At 67.5% G+C, this 16648-nt stretch carries 9 protein-coding genes; 5 read left to right on the forward strand and 4 right to left on the reverse strand.

Annotation, left to right across the window (positions count from 1 at the left end; all coding sequences use genetic code 11):
- Positions 1-225 precede the first annotated feature (225 nt).
- The 3 genes from dsrO (at position 226) to CK625_RS03170 (ending at position 5479) form a co-directional block, all read left to right on the forward strand.
- Positions 226-1005, forward strand: a complete 780-nt coding sequence (gene dsrO, locus CK625_RS03160) for a sulfate reduction electron transfer complex DsrMKJOP subunit DsrO (protein WP_095538775.1) — start codon at positions 226-228, stop codon at positions 1003-1005.
- Between the two features lie 52 nt (positions 1006-1057).
- On the forward strand, positions 1058-2101 hold the full coding sequence (nrfD, locus tag CK625_RS03165; protein ID WP_095538776.1) for an NrfD/PsrC family molybdoenzyme membrane anchor subunit: 1044 nt from the start codon (positions 1058-1060) through the stop codon (positions 2099-2101).
- A 111-nt stretch (positions 2102-2212) separates the two neighbouring features.
- Positions 2213-5479 (forward strand): tetrathionate reductase subunit A, encoded by a 3267-nt coding sequence (locus CK625_RS03170; protein ID WP_095538777.1) that lies wholly within the window; start codon positions 2213-2215, stop codon positions 5477-5479.
- 195 nt (positions 5480-5674) lie between these two features.
- Here the strand turns inward: CK625_RS03170 and ppsA are convergent, their stop codons facing one another.
- On the reverse strand, positions 5675-8074 hold the full coding sequence (ppsA, locus tag CK625_RS03175; protein ID WP_095538778.1) for a phosphoenolpyruvate synthase: 2400 nt from the start codon (positions 8072-8074) through the stop codon (positions 5675-5677).
- 415 nt (positions 8075-8489) lie between these two features.
- Between ppsA and CK625_RS03180 the strand changes: the two genes are divergently transcribed.
- Positions 8490-10019: a multicopper oxidase family protein gene (locus tag CK625_RS03180; RefSeq protein WP_143326160.1), complete on the forward strand. Its 1530-nt coding sequence runs from the start codon at positions 8490-8492 to the stop codon at positions 10017-10019.
- Between the two features lie 139 nt (positions 10020-10158).
- Complete coding sequence (locus tag CK625_RS03185; protein WP_095538780.1) at positions 10159-12333, forward strand: IPTL-CTERM sorting domain-containing protein; 2175 nt, start codon at positions 10159-10161, stop codon at positions 12331-12333.
- A gap of 344 nt (positions 12334-12677) precedes the next feature.
- Here CK625_RS03185 and CK625_RS03190 read toward each other — a convergent pair whose 3' ends face one another.
- The 3 genes from CK625_RS03190 to CK625_RS03200 form a co-directional block, all read right to left on the reverse strand.
- A complete protein-coding gene (locus CK625_RS03190; protein ID WP_095538781.1) occupies positions 12678-13658 on the reverse strand; it encodes a 2-hydroxyacid dehydrogenase in 981 nt (326 codons plus the stop codon).
- Between the two features lie 28 nt (positions 13659-13686).
- Entirely contained in the window at positions 13687-15159 is a 1473-nt protein-coding gene (locus CK625_RS03195) for a sodium:proton antiporter (protein ID WP_095538782.1), read from the reverse strand.
- Positions 15160-15300: 141 nt separating this feature from the next.
- Complete coding sequence (locus tag CK625_RS03200; RefSeq protein ID WP_095538783.1) at positions 15301-16635, reverse strand: homoserine dehydrogenase; 1335 nt, start codon at positions 16633-16635, stop codon at positions 15301-15303.
- Between the last annotated feature and the right edge of the window lie 13 nt (positions 16636-16648).

The raw sequence follows: 16648 nt of genomic DNA on the forward strand, positions 1-16648 counted from the left end.
GCAAGTGTCCCAATGCCGCCCAATTGTGGCGCGGCCGATCGAGGGCAAGGCACACCTCGGCAGCGATGCAATAGGTAATTTCATCTAGGCAACTGGCCAAAGCCCCCAATTGAAAAATGGTCAATGGGCACGTACTCTGCAAGCCATGAGATTTGCAGCAAGTACCACGATGACCAAGACTTCGATTTCCCACCCGGGCGCCGCCTGTCTGCTGGAGGCGCGGCCATGAAAAACACCTCTTCTCCCTGCGCGTCTGCCGCCCAGCCCAGCCGTGGCAAACGTGGCTTTCTCAAGGGCCTGCTGGGCCTGAGTGCCACGGCCACGGTCATCCCCATCCTGCCGGCGCGCGCTGGCATCAACGATCAGCCCAAGCGCCGCCCTGGCATGCAGGGCAAGCGCTTTGGCATGCTGATCGACATGCGCAAGTGCATCGGCTGCCAGGCCTGCACGGTCAGTTGCTCGGCCGAGAACCAGCCGCCCATTGGCCAGTTCCGCACCACGGTGCTGCAGTACGAGATCGACCGCAACGACGGCACAGCCCCGGCGATGGTGAGCCTGCCGCGCCTGTGCAACCACTGCGACAACCCGCCCTGCGTGCCTGTCTGCCCCGTGCAGGCGACCTTCCAGCGCGAGGACGGCGTGGTGCTGGTGGACAACACCCGCTGCGTGGGCTGCGGCTATTGCGTGCAGGCCTGCCCCTACGACGCGCGCTTCATCAACCACGAGACGCAAACGGCCGACAAGTGCACGTTCTGCGAGCACCGGCTGGAGGTGGGCCTGTTGCCCGCCTGTGTGGAGAGCTGCGTGGGCGGCGCGCGCGTGATTGGCGATTTGATGGATCCCAACAGCGAGATCAACCGCCGCATGGCCGAGTCCAAGGAGGAAATCAAAGTCCTCAAGCCCGGCATGAACACCGCCCCGCGCGTGTTCTACATCGGCCTGCCCGATGAGTTCGTCAATGGCATCGATGGGCAAGCCAGCGTGCGCCTGATTGCCGAGCACTGAGCGGCCTGCCGCGACCAACGCAGATTCGATCCATCCCCGAAGGACTTCCATCATGGAGATCATTGAGCTTTTGACCCCGTACTACGAAGCCGCCTGGCTGCCCTGGGCCGTGCAGTACTTTTTCCTCATCGGCATGGCCACGGGCGCGGCCATGCTGGCCGCCTGGGGCGCCTGGGCCCCGGCTCAGCATCCGGCGGCCAAGGCCCTGCCACTGGCCGTGGTGCTGCTGGCGGTGACGGCCATCAGCGCGCCCGTGGCCCTGCTGGCGGACTTGCACCAGCCGGCGCGCTTTTGGCATTTCTATGCCCACTTCACCCCTTGGTCTTGGATGTCGCTGGGCGCCCTGCTGCTGCCGGTGTTCGTCACGCTTTCGCTGGGCGTATGCCTGACCTGGTGGCTGGGCTGGCACCGCTGGATGCGCTGGTTGGCGCTGGCGCTGGTGTTCTCGTCCATCTCGATTGCGGTCTATACCGGCGCCGAGATCGCCATCGTCCGCGCCCGCCCGCTGTGGAGCAACCCCTGGGTGCCGCTGAACCTGACGCTGACGGCCTGGCTGGCGGCCGTGGGCTGCGCGCTGGGGCTGACGCTGTGGATGCAAGCCGGGCGCGATGTGGCCGTGCGGGCTTGGCTGGGCAAGCTGGGACTGGGGCTGAGCGTGGCGCTGCTGGCCGTGGCCTGCGCCTGGGCCATCGGCGGGCACTGGCTGCAAACCCCGTCGTTCCTCGCTGCCAAGGAGCTGTATGCCAACTTCCCGATCTGGCGCATCAGCCTGTGGCTGTCGGTGATCTTCGGGGCGTTGGTGATGGCGCTCTGGCTGCGCCCTGCATGGTGGCTGCATTCGCCGGCCATGATCGCGGTGCTGGGCACGGCCGTGTGCGCCGCCGCCTGGGGCTTTCGCTGGGCCTTGTTCATGGGCGTGCAGGGCGTGCCCAAGTACGGCGCCGGGCTGTACGTCTACCACATGCCGCTGGGCGGCGAGGGGCTGATGGGCATCGTCGGGGTGTTCGGCCTGTGCGTCGCGGTGCTCACGCTGGTGCTGTGGGCGCTGGAGCTGTGGCCGCAACGCCAGCCCGCTGCCGTCTTGCGCGCAGCCTGAGCCACATTGCCGAGCCCATCCGGGGCGGTAGCGCCGCAGGCGGCCCGCCCCCTTCTAAAAAAATCGTGAGCCACGCAGCCCGATCTGGCTGCATCGCCAAAGGATTTCCCCATGACGGACAAGAAAAAACCCTCTTCCCCCGATGCCAGCCGCCGCAACCTGCTGCGCGGCGGCCTGGTCGCCGGCGGCGCGGCGGCCTTTGCCGCAGGCTATGGCGAAACCCTGGTCAAGGGCGCCAAGGGCCTGCTGACCGGCACTTCCGGCGCGCCCACGGCCAATGCCACGCGCGGCAATTCGCTGCTGCCCGAGTTCCGCATCCACCCCGACACCGGCCTGCTGGACACCCAGCCCGGCCAGGTCGTCAGCCCTTCGAGCTGCCTGGGCTGCTGGACGCAGTGCGGCATCCGCGTGCGCGTGGATACGCAGAACAACAAAATCCTGCGCGTGGCCGGCAACCCCTACCACCCGCTGGCCACCACCCGCCATGCGCCGATGGAAACGCCCGTGCGCGAGGTGTACGCCATGCTGGGCGGCGACAACGGCCTGGAAGGGCGCGCCACCTCCTGCGCGCGTGGCTCGGCCATGTTCGAGCACCAAACCGCGCCGCACCGCGTGCTGGCGCCGCTCAAGCGCGTGGGCCCGCGCGGCTCGGGCCAGTGGCAAACGATTTCGTTCGAGCAGCTCATTGAGGAAGTCTGCGAAGGCGGCGACCTGTTCGGCGAAGGCCATGTGGAAGGCCTGCGCGCCATCCGCGACCTGAAAACGCCCATCGACCCCGACAACCCCGAATATGGCCCCAAGGCCAACCAGTTGCTCTTCACCGATGCCTCCAACGAAGGCCGCAAGCCGCTGATCAACCGCTTTGCCAAACAATCCTTTGGCACCAACAACGTGGCCAACCACGGCGCCTACTGCGGCCAGTCCTACCGCGTGGGCACGGCCGCGGCGCTGGGCGACATCCCGGCCATGAAGCACGGCAAGCCCGATTGGAAGAACTCGCGCTTTGGCCTGTTTCTGGGCACCGCGCCCGCGCAGGCGGGCAACCCCTTCCAGCGCATGGGCCGCGAGCTGGCCGAGGCGCGCTCGCGCGATGAGAAGACCTACCAATACGTGGTCGTCTCGCCGCTGCTGCCCACCTCCTCCAGCCACGCTGCGGGCGACAACAACCGCTGGCTGCCCGTCAAGCCTGCCACCGACCTGGCGCTGGCCATGGGGCTGATCCGCTGGATCATCGACAACGAGCGTTTCGACGCCCAATTCCTCGCCCAGCCCGGCCCTGCGGCCATGAGCGCTGCGGGCGAAGCCTCGTGGAGCAACGCCACCCACCTGCTCATCAACGACCCCAAGCACCCGCGCTACGGCCAGTTCCTGCGCGGCGCCGACATGGGCTGGCCCATGCCCGCGCCCAAGGACGAGAAAACCCCGGCCGAGGACGTGTACGTCGTGCAACTGGCCGATGGCACGCTGGCGCCGCACACCGTGGCCCAACCTGCCGAGCTGTTCGTCGAGCGCACCGTGGAAATCCTGCCGCCCGCGCCAGCCCCCGCGCCTGCTGCCGCTGCCGCCACTGCCGCCGCAGGCCAGGCCGGCGCGCCTGCCGCCCCCGCCAAGCCTGAGGCCGCAGCCACCGCAACCGCAGCCGCAGCGCCCCTGCCGCCCGTGCCCGTGGCCGTGTGCAGCTCGCTGTTCAAACTGCGCGAGCAGGCCCAGCTCAAAACGCTGCAAGAGTATTCCGAGCTGTGCGGCGTGCCGGTCAAGGACATCGAAGATCTGGCGCGCGAATTCACCAGCCACGGCAAGCGCGCCGTGGCCAACTCCCACGGCGGCACCATGAGCGGCGCGGGCTTTTACACCGCCTACGCCATTGCCATGCTCAACAACCTGATCGGCAACCTCAACGTCAAAGGCGGCTGGGTGCTCGATGCAGGCCCCTTTGGCCCCTTCGGCCCCGGCCCGCGCTACAACTTCGCCAAGTTCGAGGGCATGGCCGCCGCCAAGGGCGTAACCCTCTCGCGCACGCGCTTTCCCTACGAGAAAACCAGCGAATTCAAGCGCAAGAAAGAAGCGGGCGAAAACCCCTACCCGGCCAAGGCCCCCTGGTACCCCGCGCCCGGCCCCATGAGCAGCGAAATGCTCGCCGCCGGCCTGATGGGCTACCCCTACGGCATCAAGGCCTGGATCAACCATATGAGCAACCCGGTGTACTCGATCTGCGGCTTCGAGCAGGCCCTGGTCGATGGCGTCAAGGACACGAAAAAGCTGCCGCTGTTCATCTCCGTCGATCCCTTCATCAACGAGACCTCGGCGCTGGCCGACTACATCGTGCCCGACACCGTGACCTACGAAAGCTGGGGCATCGGCGCGCCCTGGGCCGACGTGATCGCCAAAACCTCCACCGTGCGCTGGCCGGTGGTGGAGCCGGCCACGGCCAAGACCGCCGATGGCCGCGCCATCAACTTCGAGACCTTCCTCTTTGCCGTGGCGAAAAAGCTCGGCCTGCCCGGCTTTGGCAAGAACGGCATGTCCACCAAGGACGGCCAGCCGCTGGATCTGGACACGCCCGAGCAATTCTTCCTGCGCGGCATGTGCAACATCGCCTACCAGGCCGGCAAGCCCGTGCCCGAGGCCAGCGACGACGACATCGCCATCACCGGCCTGACACGCTGGATGCCCGAGCTGGAGCAAAGCCTCGCGCCCGAGGAAGTGCGCCGCGTGGCCATGGTCATGAGCCGCGGCGGGCGCTTTGACAGCATCGACGCCGCCTGGAAGGACGACCACATCAAGGCCGCCTACCTCAAGCCCGTGCAAATCTGGCACGAGCCACTGGCCAAGATGCGCCACTCCATGACCGGCGAGCGCTACAGCGGCTGCCCCACCTGGTACCCCACCCGCTTTGCCGACGGCAGCGCCATGCGCGAGCACTACCCGGAAAAGGACTGGCCGCTGACCATGAGCTCCTACAAATCCAACCTGATGAGCTCCATGTCGATCGCCGCCTCGCGCCTGCGCCAGGTGCACCCGCACAACCCCATCTCCATCAACCGCGAGGATGCGCAGGCCCTGGGCATTGCCAATGGCGACCACATCCGCGTCACCACCCCCGGCGGCTCGCTGCAAGGCGTAGCGCTGGTGCGCGGCGGCATCGCCAAAGGCGCCATCGCCATCGAATACGGCTACGGCCACACCCAACTGGGCACGGTGGCGCACCTGGTCGATGGCAAACCCACGGCGCACAACCCGCAGCATGGCCTGGGCGTGAACCTCAACCGCCTGGGCTTTACCGACCCGACCCGCCCGGCGCACGACAACGTCTGGATCGACTGGGTCTCCGGCGCCGTTGTGCGCCAGGGCCTGCCGGTGCGGGTGGAGAAGGTGTAAGCGCCTGCTCAAAGCGCCTTGCCGCAGCCGCATTCTGCGGGCCACGGCAAGGCGCCAGCAAGCTGCCAGCAAGCCGCCAACAAGGGCGGCAGACAAAAAAGCAAGCGGCCCGCATGGGCCGCTTTTTCATGGCTGCTCTTTGAGAGCCTGCTCAGAATCTCCGTCGCACCGAGATCGTTGAACAGGCTCTGTGCGTCAGCCGGCCTTCTTGGCCAGTTGGTTCCAGGTGCTGACCACGCTGTCGGGGTTCAGCGAGATCGAGGAGATGCCCTGGTCTGCCAGCCATTGCGCAAAATCCGGGTGGTCGCTGGGGCCCTGGCCGCAGATGCCCACGTACTTGCCCTGATCGCGGCAGGCCTTGATGGCGCGGGCCAGCATGAATTGCAGCGCCGGGTCGCGCTCGTCGAAGTCGGCCGCCAGCAGCTCCAGGCCGGAGTCGCGGTCCAGGCCCAGCGTCAGCTGCGTCAGGTCGTTGGAGCCGATGGAGAAGCCGTCGAAGTGCTGCAGGAACTGCTCGGCCAGGATGGCGTTGCTGGGCACCTCGCACATCATGATCAGGCGCAGGCCGTGCTCGCCGCGCTTGAGGCCGTTCTTGGCCAGCAGTTGCTCGACAGCGGCGGCCTGGCCCAGCGTGCGCACGAAGGGCACCATGATTTCCACGTTGGTCAGGCCCATGTCCTCGCGCACGCGCTTGAGGGCCTGGCATTCCATCTCGAAAGCGGCGCCAAAGTCCTCGCTGATGTAGCGCGTCGCGCCGCGAAAGCCCAGCATGGGGTTTTCCTCTTCGGGCTCGTAGCGGCTGCCGCCGATGAGCTTGCGGTATTCGTTGCTCTTGAAGTCCGACAGGCGCACGATGACCGGCTTGGGCCAGAAGGCCGCAGCGATGGTGGCCACGCCTTCGGCCACTTTATCGACGTAGAAGGCGCGCGGGCTGGCGTGGCCGCGCGCGACGCTTTCCACGGCTTTTTTCAGGTCGGCATCGACGTTGGGATAATCCAGGATGGCCTTGGGGTGCACGCCGATGTTGTTGTTGATGATGAACTCCAGCCGCGCCAGGCCCACGCCTTCATTGGGCAGCTGGGCGAAGTCAAAGGCCAGCTGCGGGTTGCCCACGTTCATCATGATCTTGGTGCCGATGGCGGGCATTTCGCCGCGCTGCACTTCGGTGACCTCGGTCTCCAGCAGGCCGTCGTAAATCTTGCCGGTGTCGCCCTCGGCGCAGCTGACGGTGACCAGCGCGCCGTCCTTGAGCCTGGCCGTGGCATCGCCGCAGCCGACCACGGCCGGGATGCCCAGCTCGCGCGCGATGATGGCCGCATGGCAGGTGCGCCCGCCGCGGTTGGTGACGATGGCGCTGGCGCGCTTCATCACCGGCTCCCAGTTGGGGTCGGTCATGTCGGTCACCAGCACGTCGCCGGGCTGAACTTTTTCCATCTCGGCCACGTCGCTGACCAGGCGCACCGGGCCGGTGCCGATCTTCTGGCCAATGGCGCGCCCTTCGCTGAGCACCTGGCCGGTGCCCACCAGCTTGTAGCGCTGCTCGGCCCGGCCCTTTTGCTGGCTTTTGACGGTCTCCGGGCGGGCCTGCAGGATGTAGAGCTGGCCGTCGCCGCCGTCCTTGCCCCATTCGATGTCCATCGGGCGGCCATAGTGCTGCTCGATCACCAGGGCGTAGCGCGCCAGCTCCATCACCTCCTCATCGCTGAGGGCGTAGCGGTTGCGCTGCTCGGGCGGCACGTCCACGGTTTGCACCAAGCGGCCGCTGGCGGCCTTTTCCTCGGGCGTGGCAAACACCATCTGGATCAGCTTGGAGCCCAGGTTGCGGCGGATCACGGCCTGCTTGCCCGCGCGCAGTGCGGGCTTGTGCACGTAGAACTCGTCCGGGTTCACGGCGCCTTGCACCACGGTCTCGCCCAGGCCGTAGCTGGCGGTGATGAAGACCACGTCCTCAAAGCCCGATTCGGTGTCGATGGTGAACATCACGCCAGCGGCGCCGGTGTCCGAGCGCACCATGCGCTGCACGCCGGCCGAGAGGGCCACCACGTCATGGGCAAAGCCCTTGTGCACGCGGTAGCTGATGGCGCGGTCGTTGTAGAGGCTGGCAAAGACTTCCTTGGTCTTGTCCAGCACGGCCTCGATGCCCACCACGTTCAGGAAAGTCTCCTGCTGGCCGGCGAAGGAGGCATCGGGCAAGTCCTCGGCCGTGGCCGAGGAGCGCACGGCAAACGAGGCCTGCGCATTGCCTGCGCTGAGCGTGGCAAAGGCCTCGCGGATGGCCTTTTCCAGCTCGGGCGGGAAGGGCTGGGCCTGGACCATGGCGCGGATTTGCGCGCCGGCCTCGGCCAGGGCGCGCACATCGTCCACGTCCAGCGCCGCCAGGCGCTGACTGATCTTCTCCGACAGGCCATCGTGCTTGAGAAACTCGCGGAAGGCATGGGCCGTGGTGGCAAAGCCGGTGGGCACGCGCACACCCTGCGGCAGCTGCGAGATCATCTCGCCCAGCGAGGCGTTCTTGCCGCCGACGACCTCGACGTCGCTCATCCTCAGGTTTTCAAACGGTACGACCAGGGCGGTCGCTGCAAAGCGTTCAGACATGGGAAGACTCCAGAAGTAAGAAAACGGTGTGCAGGCCTGGCGCACTGCGCCGGGCTCTGGCCGCCGCGGCCTAGCCTGGGCCCCGGCGGCAGCCATGCCCACGGCGGGCACAGGCCCATCGGCGCACGCTTTGCTTGTTCTGTTTTTGGTGCAGCACGCATGGTGGTTAAGGCCGTGAGAAAGCAGGCGGGGCAGGCAAATATCGGCAAATCCGTGGCCCGGCAGCCCCCAGGCACTGCCTGTGCGTGGGGCCGCCAGCCAAAGCGGCTTATTGTAGTGGGCGCTTCTGGCCTGCGCGCCGGCAACTGCCAGCGGGGCCACCGCCAAGATGGCGCACAATCCGGGGCCATCCGCAGGCTGGCAGCTCGACACTGCGCCACACAGGACATCTGCCCTTTTCCACCGATTCCCTCACATGCCTTTGACCCATTTGCAGCAGCAGCGCCGCCGCCTCGTGCTCGGCCTGGGCGCCAGCGCCGCACTGGCCCCGCTGGGCCTGCGCGCGGCCATGGATTCGCATGCCGAGCTGGTCTATACCGGCCCCAGCGAGCTGGCCCCGCTCTCGGCCCTGCACAGGCACCGCGCGCACCAGCGCCTGCCGCGCCTGCCCAACCGCGCGCGCCGCCCGGGGCTGTTTCGCGGCCGCATCGTGGCCATGCCAGCACAGTTGCAGCTGGCCAAGCGCGGACGCACCGCCACGTACTGCTACAACCTGAGCACGCCCGGGCCGCTGGTGGAGGTCTATGAAGGCGACCGCGTCGAGATCGACTTCTTCAACCGCCTGCCGCAGCCCTCGACCATCCACTGGCACGGGCTGGCCATCCCCGCCGACCAGGACGGCGCGCCGCAGGACTTCATCCCCGCCGGCGGGCACCGCCGCTACCAATTCACGCTGCCGCCGGGCAGCGCCGGCACGCACTGGTACCACCCGCACCCGCACATGCTCACGGCCGAGCAGGTCTACCGCGGCCTGGCCGGTGCGCTGATCGTGCGCGAGCGCAACGACCCGCTGCGCCACATCCCCGAGCAGGAGCTGTTCATCTCGGACCTCAAGCTCGGCCAGGATGGCCAGATCCTGCCCAACGACCGCGAGGACTGGATGAACGGCCGCGAAGGCCAGTTCATCCTCATCAACGGCCGGCAACTGCCGCTCATCACGCTGGCCGGCACGCAGCGCTGGCGCATCTGGAACGCCTGCAGCGCGCGCTACCTGCGCCTGAGCCTGGACGGCGTGCCCTTCACCCAGGTGGGCACCGACGGCGGGCTGCTGGGCGCGCCTAGGCACAACCTGCAGGAGCTGCTGCTGGCGCCGGCCGAGCGCGCCGAAATCATCGTCAGCGCCCTGCCCGGCCAACAGCGCGCGCAACTGATCGCCGAGCCCTACGACCGCGGCGCCATGGGCCGCCTGGCCGGGCCCTCGCAGCGGCGCCTGCTGGCCGACATCGACATGCTGCTCTCGCCCCAGCACCCGGTGCTGGACATCCCCGACGTGCTGCGCCCCATCGCCGCGCTGCAAAACCCCACGGCGCAGCACATGGTGGCCTTCTCCGACTACGTGGACCTGCAGGCGGCGCCACCGGCCAACCCCTACGAGCGCCCCAAGGACATGCTGTTTCTCGTCAACGGCCAAGCCTACGACCTGCAGCGCGTGGACATCGAAGGCCAGCTCGGCGCCGTCGAGGAATGGACCCTGGTCAACGCCTCGGCCATGGGCATGGAGCACCCCTTCCACATCCACGGCGGGCACTTCCAGGTCATCGAGCGCGAATACCAGGGCCAGGTCACGCCCGAGCCTTTCCTGGCCTGGCGCGACACGCTCAACCTGCGCGCCGGCGAAAGCGCCCGCATCCGCATGCGCATCACCGAGCCGGGCCTGCGCATGTTCCACTGCCACATCCTCGAGCACGAAGACCTGGGCATGATGGGCAATCTGCTGGTGCGCTGACATGCCGCGCCAAGCCACTGCCATCTGCGCAAAAGAAACAATTCGCTAAAAAATGTATGCCGCACGCGCCCCGCAGGCGCGACAATCGCGCGCGGATACACAATTCATGGCTTTTTTGCACCGAAAGGAGAACTTCCCCATGCGCCATTCACGCTCCACCCAACGGCCAGCGGCCCGCCCCGCGGCGCTGCTGATGAGCCTGCTGGCAGCCAGCCCCTGGGCCTTGGCGGCCGACCCCGTGCAAGTCGATTCCTACCGTGGCTGGGGCCATGAAGGCCCGATGCAGCCGCCGGCCAGCAACAACGTCAACGCCCCGCGCTGGCTGCCTGGCAAGGCGCTGGAGCCCTACTACGACAACATCCCGCGCCTGGATTCGGCCAACCCATCCGCAGGCACGCCCGAAGCGCGTCTGGCCGCCCTGCAGCGGCTGCTGGCCCACGCCACGCCGCCGGGCGGCAATGCGGTCGATTCCGGCGTTACCGGCGCCCCGGCGGCCGAGGCCGGCACCACGCTGATCAAGACCCTGCCCTCGCTGAACATCCCCAGTGGGGCCAATGTGCTGTGCGAATACAACCGCGCCGGCGGCACCTGGCCCCAGGCCGGCGAGGCAGCCTGCAAGAACGGCATCGAAGGCGCTGTGATGTACGTGGCCGTACACCTGCCCGCAGCGGGCTACAAGCTGCGCGTGCAGCAGGGCAACGACGGCGCGCTGATTGACGCCAACCGCGACGGCGGCGTGCACTACCGCCTGCTGGATTACAGCCAGAAACTGGCCATCGGCGCCACCATCGGCACGCCCCAGGGCGGTTACGACGCGCCCAATTCCGCCGCGCTGCAAGAAGGGCTGTACAACCTGCGCGTGGCCTGGAACAACTGGGGCTCGGACGCAAACCTGAACGTGCAATGGGTCACCCCAGGCGGCGCGATCGAAGACATTCCGCCCAGCGCCCTGTTCGACCCCAGCGACCCGGCCACCTACATCGACGCCGTCGATGACGACTACACCAGCACCCCCATTCCGGCAGGCGTGGCCGCCACCATCGGGCCGGTATTGGCCAACGACAGCGTCAACCGCTCCCAGGCCACGCAAGCCAACGTGGCCAGCGCGGAGCTGACCGCCACCGTACCCGGCATCACCCTGAACGCCGATGGCACGCTCGCCGTGGCCGGCACCACTGCCGTTGGCACCCACACGCTGAGCTACAAGATCTGCAACGCCGGCACAAAGCCCGATCCCCTGTGCGACACCGCCACCATCAAGGTACGCATCGACCCGGACATCGATCCGCAGCCCGATAGCGGCAGCGCCAGCGCCGGCACCGCCAAACCCGATGCCGTGCCCAACATCGCCGCCAATGACTTCGTCAACGGCCAGCCCGCCACGCTGGGCACAGGCGGCAATGCCACCGTGGCCACGGTCGGCGCCTGGCCCGCTGGCGTCACGCTTGACCCGAACACGGGCGCCGTTGGCACCACGGCGGCCACGCCGGCGGGCGTGCACACGCTGGACTACAAGCTGTGCGACCGCGCAACGCCCACGCCCAATTGCCAGGACAGCACGATCACGCTGACGGTCAATACCAGCATCGCGCCAACGCCCGACAGCGGCAGCGCCACCGCCGGCACCGCCAAGCCCGATGCCGTGCCCAACATCGCCGCCAATGACCGCATCAACGGCCAGCCCGCCACGCTGGGCGCCGGCGGCAATGCCACCGTGGCCACGGTCGGCGCCTGGCCCGCTGGCGTCACGCTTGACCCGAACACGGGCGTCGTCGGCACCACGGCGGCCACGCCGGCTGGCGTGCACACGCTGAACTACAAGCTGTGCGACCGCGCCATGCCCACGCCCAATTGCACCGACAGCACGATCACGCTGACGGTCTCGGCAACGCCTGTGGCCGCTGCGGACGACGTTCGCCCGCAGGCCCTGCCCGCCGGCACGGACGCCATCGTGGTCAACAACATCGTCCAAAACGACACCATCAATGGCCAGCCCGCCACGCTGGGCACCGGCGGCAATGCCACGGTTTCCATGGTGGGGACTTGGCCTGCGGGCATCACACTGGATGCGAACACGGGCGAAGTGCGCATGGCCGCATCGGTGCCTGCAGACAACTACACGCTGCAATACCAGCTGTGCGATCGCAGTACACCTGCCCAGTGCGTGCAGGCTGCGATCCGCTTCACGGTGAGCGCCGGCCCAGCGCCAGTGCCCGGCAATGCCACGCCCGTGCCCACCCTGGGCCATTGGATGCTGTGGCTGCTGAGCCTGGCCACGGCCGCCCTGGGGCTGGGCCGCCTGCGCCGCTTCTGAAAGACTTGAGGGTCTTCTGACCAGCCCGCGCACGCCAGCCATGGCGGCGCGGGCTTTTTGCTGGCCCGTGCGTTAGCGCAGTTTCGATTCTGATGAAGACATTTCCTGCAAGCGCCGCCTTCTCTCGTTCTCGTCACACCCGCGAAGGCGGGTGTCCAGTCGTAACGCTGACGGGGGAAGCGCTGCCGTTGGCCAATCGCCCTCTCGTGCGCAAGGGTGGCGCTGGATGCCCGCCTTCGCGGGCATGACGAAAGCGACCTGCGAGATGGCGATGCCAGTCAGCGGCCAGGTCTTGGATTTGTCAACGTTCAAGCAGAACACGCTCTAAGCCCGCGGGCGGGCGCTCAGCGCGTCACCGGCGTCAAGGCGCGGCCGGTTTCGAAGAAGGCAATCAGGTTGTCGGCAGCCAGTTGGGCCATGGCCAGGCGCGTGCGGCGCGAGGCGCTGGCGATATGAGGGGTCAGCACGACTCTGTCCAGCGCCAGCAGCTCGGGCGCGAGCTGGGGCTCGTGCTCGAACACATCCAGGCCAGCTGCTGCAATCTGGCGCTGAGCCAGGGCGCGGGCCAGGGCCCGGTCGTCCACGATGCCGCCGCGCGCGATGTTCACCAGCGTGGCGCTGGGCTTCATCAGGGCAAGCTCGCGCGCGCCGATCAGGTGGTGCGCGGCCGGGGTGTAGGGCAGCGCCAGCAGCACGTGGTCGGCCTGGGCCAGCAGCTCTTGCTTGGTGCTGGCGTAGCGCGCGCCCAGTGCGGCTTCGGTAGCGGCAGGCAGGCGCCTGCGGTTGTGGTAGAGCAGCTGCATGCCAAAGCCGTGCACGGCGCGGCGCGCGATGGCCTGGCCGATGCGGCCCATGCCGATGATACCCAGCGTGCTGCCGTGCACGTCCGCCCCCAGCAGCATGTCAAAGCGCCAGGACTTCCAGTGGCCGGCGCGCAGAAAGCGCTCGGCCTCGGTAATGCGCCGCGCCGCGGCCAGCAGCAGCGCAAAGCCAAAGTCGGCGGTGGTTTCGGTGAGCACGTCCGGGGTGTTGCTGGCGCACACGCCTGCGGCTTGAAGCGCCGCCACGTCCAGATTGTTATAGCCAACGGCCATATTGGCCACCATGCGCAGGCCCGGCACTTGGGCCAGTACGGCTTGGTCAACGGTTTGCGCGCCAGTGAGCAAGGCGCCCTGCTTGCCGTGCAGGCGCTGGATGAAGGCCTCGCCCGTCCAAGGCTCTGGGCCTTCGTTGGCTTCGACCTCGAAATGCGCGCGCAGTTGCTGCAGCACTTCGTCAAAGGTGGGGCTGGCCACCAGCACCCGTGGTTTGCTTGCAGGGGCCATGTGCGCTCCCGAGACTTTGAACAGGCTCTTACAGGTACCAGAGCAAGGTCTGCAGCATGAACAGCGGCGTGAGGATGCACACGGCCCATGCCACGTAGCCGAAGAAGCTGGGCATGGGCACGCCGCGGTGCTCGGCGATGGCCTTGACCATCAGGTTCGGGGCGTTGCCGATGTAGCTCAGCGCGCCCATGAACACCGCCCCGGCGGAGATGCCCGTCAGCGTGGCCGCCAGCGTGGTCGTGAGCGTCTGCGCATCGCCGCCGGCGGAGTTGAAGAACACCAGGTAGGTCGGGGCATTGTCCAAAAAGCCGCTGAGCACGCCGGTGGCCCAGAAGTACATGGCCGGGATGGGCTGACCATCGGCGCCGGTGACGGCCTGCACCACGGGCGCGAACGGGCCATGCACGCCCGCCTGCAGCATGGCGATGACCGGGATGATGGTCAGGAAGATGCCGGCAAAGAGCTTGGCGACCTCCAGCATTGGCTCCCAGTTGAACTGGTTCGATTCGTGGATGTGGCGCGCGGTGAGCTTGAGCGAGGCCAGCGTGATGCCCACAAAGCCCAGATCGCGCAGCAGGCTTTGCAGGCCGACCTCGGTGCCCATGATGTCGAAGGTGATGCCCGGCTTCCAGATGCCGCTCATCAGCACCAGCGCGACGATGCCGGCCAGCCAGAAGAAGTTCGCGCTGCCTTCGATGCGCAGGCTGTCGCTGTCGGTGGGCGTGGGATCAAAGCGCGAGCGCCCCTCGGTGCGGTAGAACCAGCTGTCGAGCAGGTAGAAGATCACCAGCAGCGCCACCACCAGGAACAGCGTCTCGGCCCAGATGTGCTGCATGGTCCAGAAAAACGGCACCCCCTTGAGAAAGCCCAGGAACAGCGGCGGATCACCCAGCGGCGTGAGCGAGCCGCCGATGTTGGAGACTAAAAAGATGAAGAACACCACCACGTGCACCCGGTGCTTGCGGTCGTCGTTGGCGCGCAGCAGCGGGCGGATCAGCAGCATCGAGGCGCCAGTGGTGCCCATGAGGCTGGCCAGCAGCGTGCCCAGCGCCAGGATGGCGGTATTGAGCGCCGGGGTGCCGCGCAGGTTGCCGCGCAGATAAATGCCGCCCGAGACGGTGAACAAGGCCGTCAGCAGCAGCACGAAGGGGATGTACTCGGCCAGCAGCGCATGCACCACATTGGCCAGCGCCGCATGCCAGCCGTGGAGCACGGCAAAGGGCAGCAAAAAGGCCAGCGCCCAGGCCGCCGTGATCTTGCCGTAATGCCCGTGCCACAGCCTGGGCGCCAGCAACGGCAGGATGGCGATGGACAGCAGCACGCCGGCAAACGGCACGCCCCACCACAGGCCCAGCGCCGCGCCATCCAGGCTGGCCGCCTGCGCGGCACCGGGCAGCAAAGCCCAGCAGGCCAGCAGCCAGCAAAGCAGGCGCGCGCCCAGCGCCCGAGCGGTATCGGGCTTGGGGGCGCACTGGCAGCGGCGGGCAAATGGCAAAGGCATCAGGGGCAATGAGGCTGGCATGTGTATGTTTTTCTCTGGCCCCGCAGGGCGCGCAGGCAAGGCGGCCGCCTTGCAAAAAAAGCCCGGCAAGCCGGGCGTGATGAAGGAAATGGCTGGCGAAGCGAGGATCTCGAACAGCCTTTAGTTCAACTCTTCCTTGCGCAGGCGCACCACTGAGCCCAGCACCGTGGGCAGGCCCTGGATTTTCTCCAGCGCCTCGTTCATCGTGCCCTCGCGCGTGCGGTGGGTGAGGATGATCAGGTCGGTCTGGTCCGCGCCCTCGCCCAGCAGATCGTCCGATTCGCGCTGCAGCATGGCGTCGATGCTGATGCCATGCTCGGAGAGGATGGTGGTGATGCGCGCCAGCACGCCCGGCTCGTCGAGCACGCGCGCGCGCAGGTAGTAGCTGGTGACGACTTCTTCGATCGGCAGCACGGGCAGGCTGCCCTGCGCGGCCTCCAGGCTGGCGGACTGAAAGCCCAGCACCGGCGTGTAGTGGCTGGGGTCTGCGCCGTACAGGCGGGCGATGTCCACCAGGTCGGCAATCACCGCGCTGGCCGTAGGCTCGGAGCCTGCGCCCTGGCCGTAGTACAGCGTGGTGCCCAGGGCATCGCCGTTGACGACGACGGCGTTCATCGCCCCTTCCACACTGGCGAGCAGGCGGCGCGTGGGCACCAGCGCGGGGTGTACGCGCAGCTCGATGCCCTTGTCCATGCGGCGGGCGATGCCCAGCAGCTTGATGCGGTAGCCCAGCTGCTCGGCGTATTGAATGTCGATCTTTTCCAGCTTGGTGATGCCCTCGACGTGGGCCTTGTCGAACTGCACCGGCACGCCAAAGGCGATCGAGCACATCAGCGCAGTCTTGTGGGCGGCGTCGATGCCCTGGATGTCGAAGGTCGGATCGGCCTCGGCGTAGCCCAGGCGCTGGGCCTCCTTGAGCACGGTGGCGAAGTCCAGCCCCTTGTCGCGCATTTCGGAGAGGATAAAGTTGGTCGTGCCGTTGACGATGCCCGCCACCCAGTTGATGCGGTTGGCCACCAGGCCTTCGCGCAGCGCCTTGATGATGGGGATGCCCCCGGCCACGGCGGCCTCGTAGGCGACGATCACGCCCTTGCGCGCGGCGGCGGCGAAGATTTCCGCGCCGTGCACGGCCAGCAATGCCTTGTTGGCGGTGACCACGTGCTTGCCCGCCTCGATGGCGGCCAACACCAGGGTCTTGGCAATGCCGTAGCCGCCGATGAGCTCGATTACCACATCCACGTCATCGCGCGCCACCACCTGCGCGGCGTCGCTGACGACCTCCACGCCATCACCGACGATGCTGCGCGCGCGCTGGGTGTCCAGATCGGCCACCACGGTGATGGCGATCTCCCGACCGGCGCGGCGGCTGATTTCTTCCTGATTGCGTTTGAGAACCGTGAATGTGCCGGCGCCAACGGTGCCGATGCCCAGCAGGCCTACTCGGATGCGAGTCATGTGTGAAAAAAGA

Source organism: Vandammella animalimorsus, assembly GCF_002285265.1.
Lineage (GTDB): Bacteria > Pseudomonadota > Gammaproteobacteria > Burkholderiales > Burkholderiaceae_C > Lampropedia.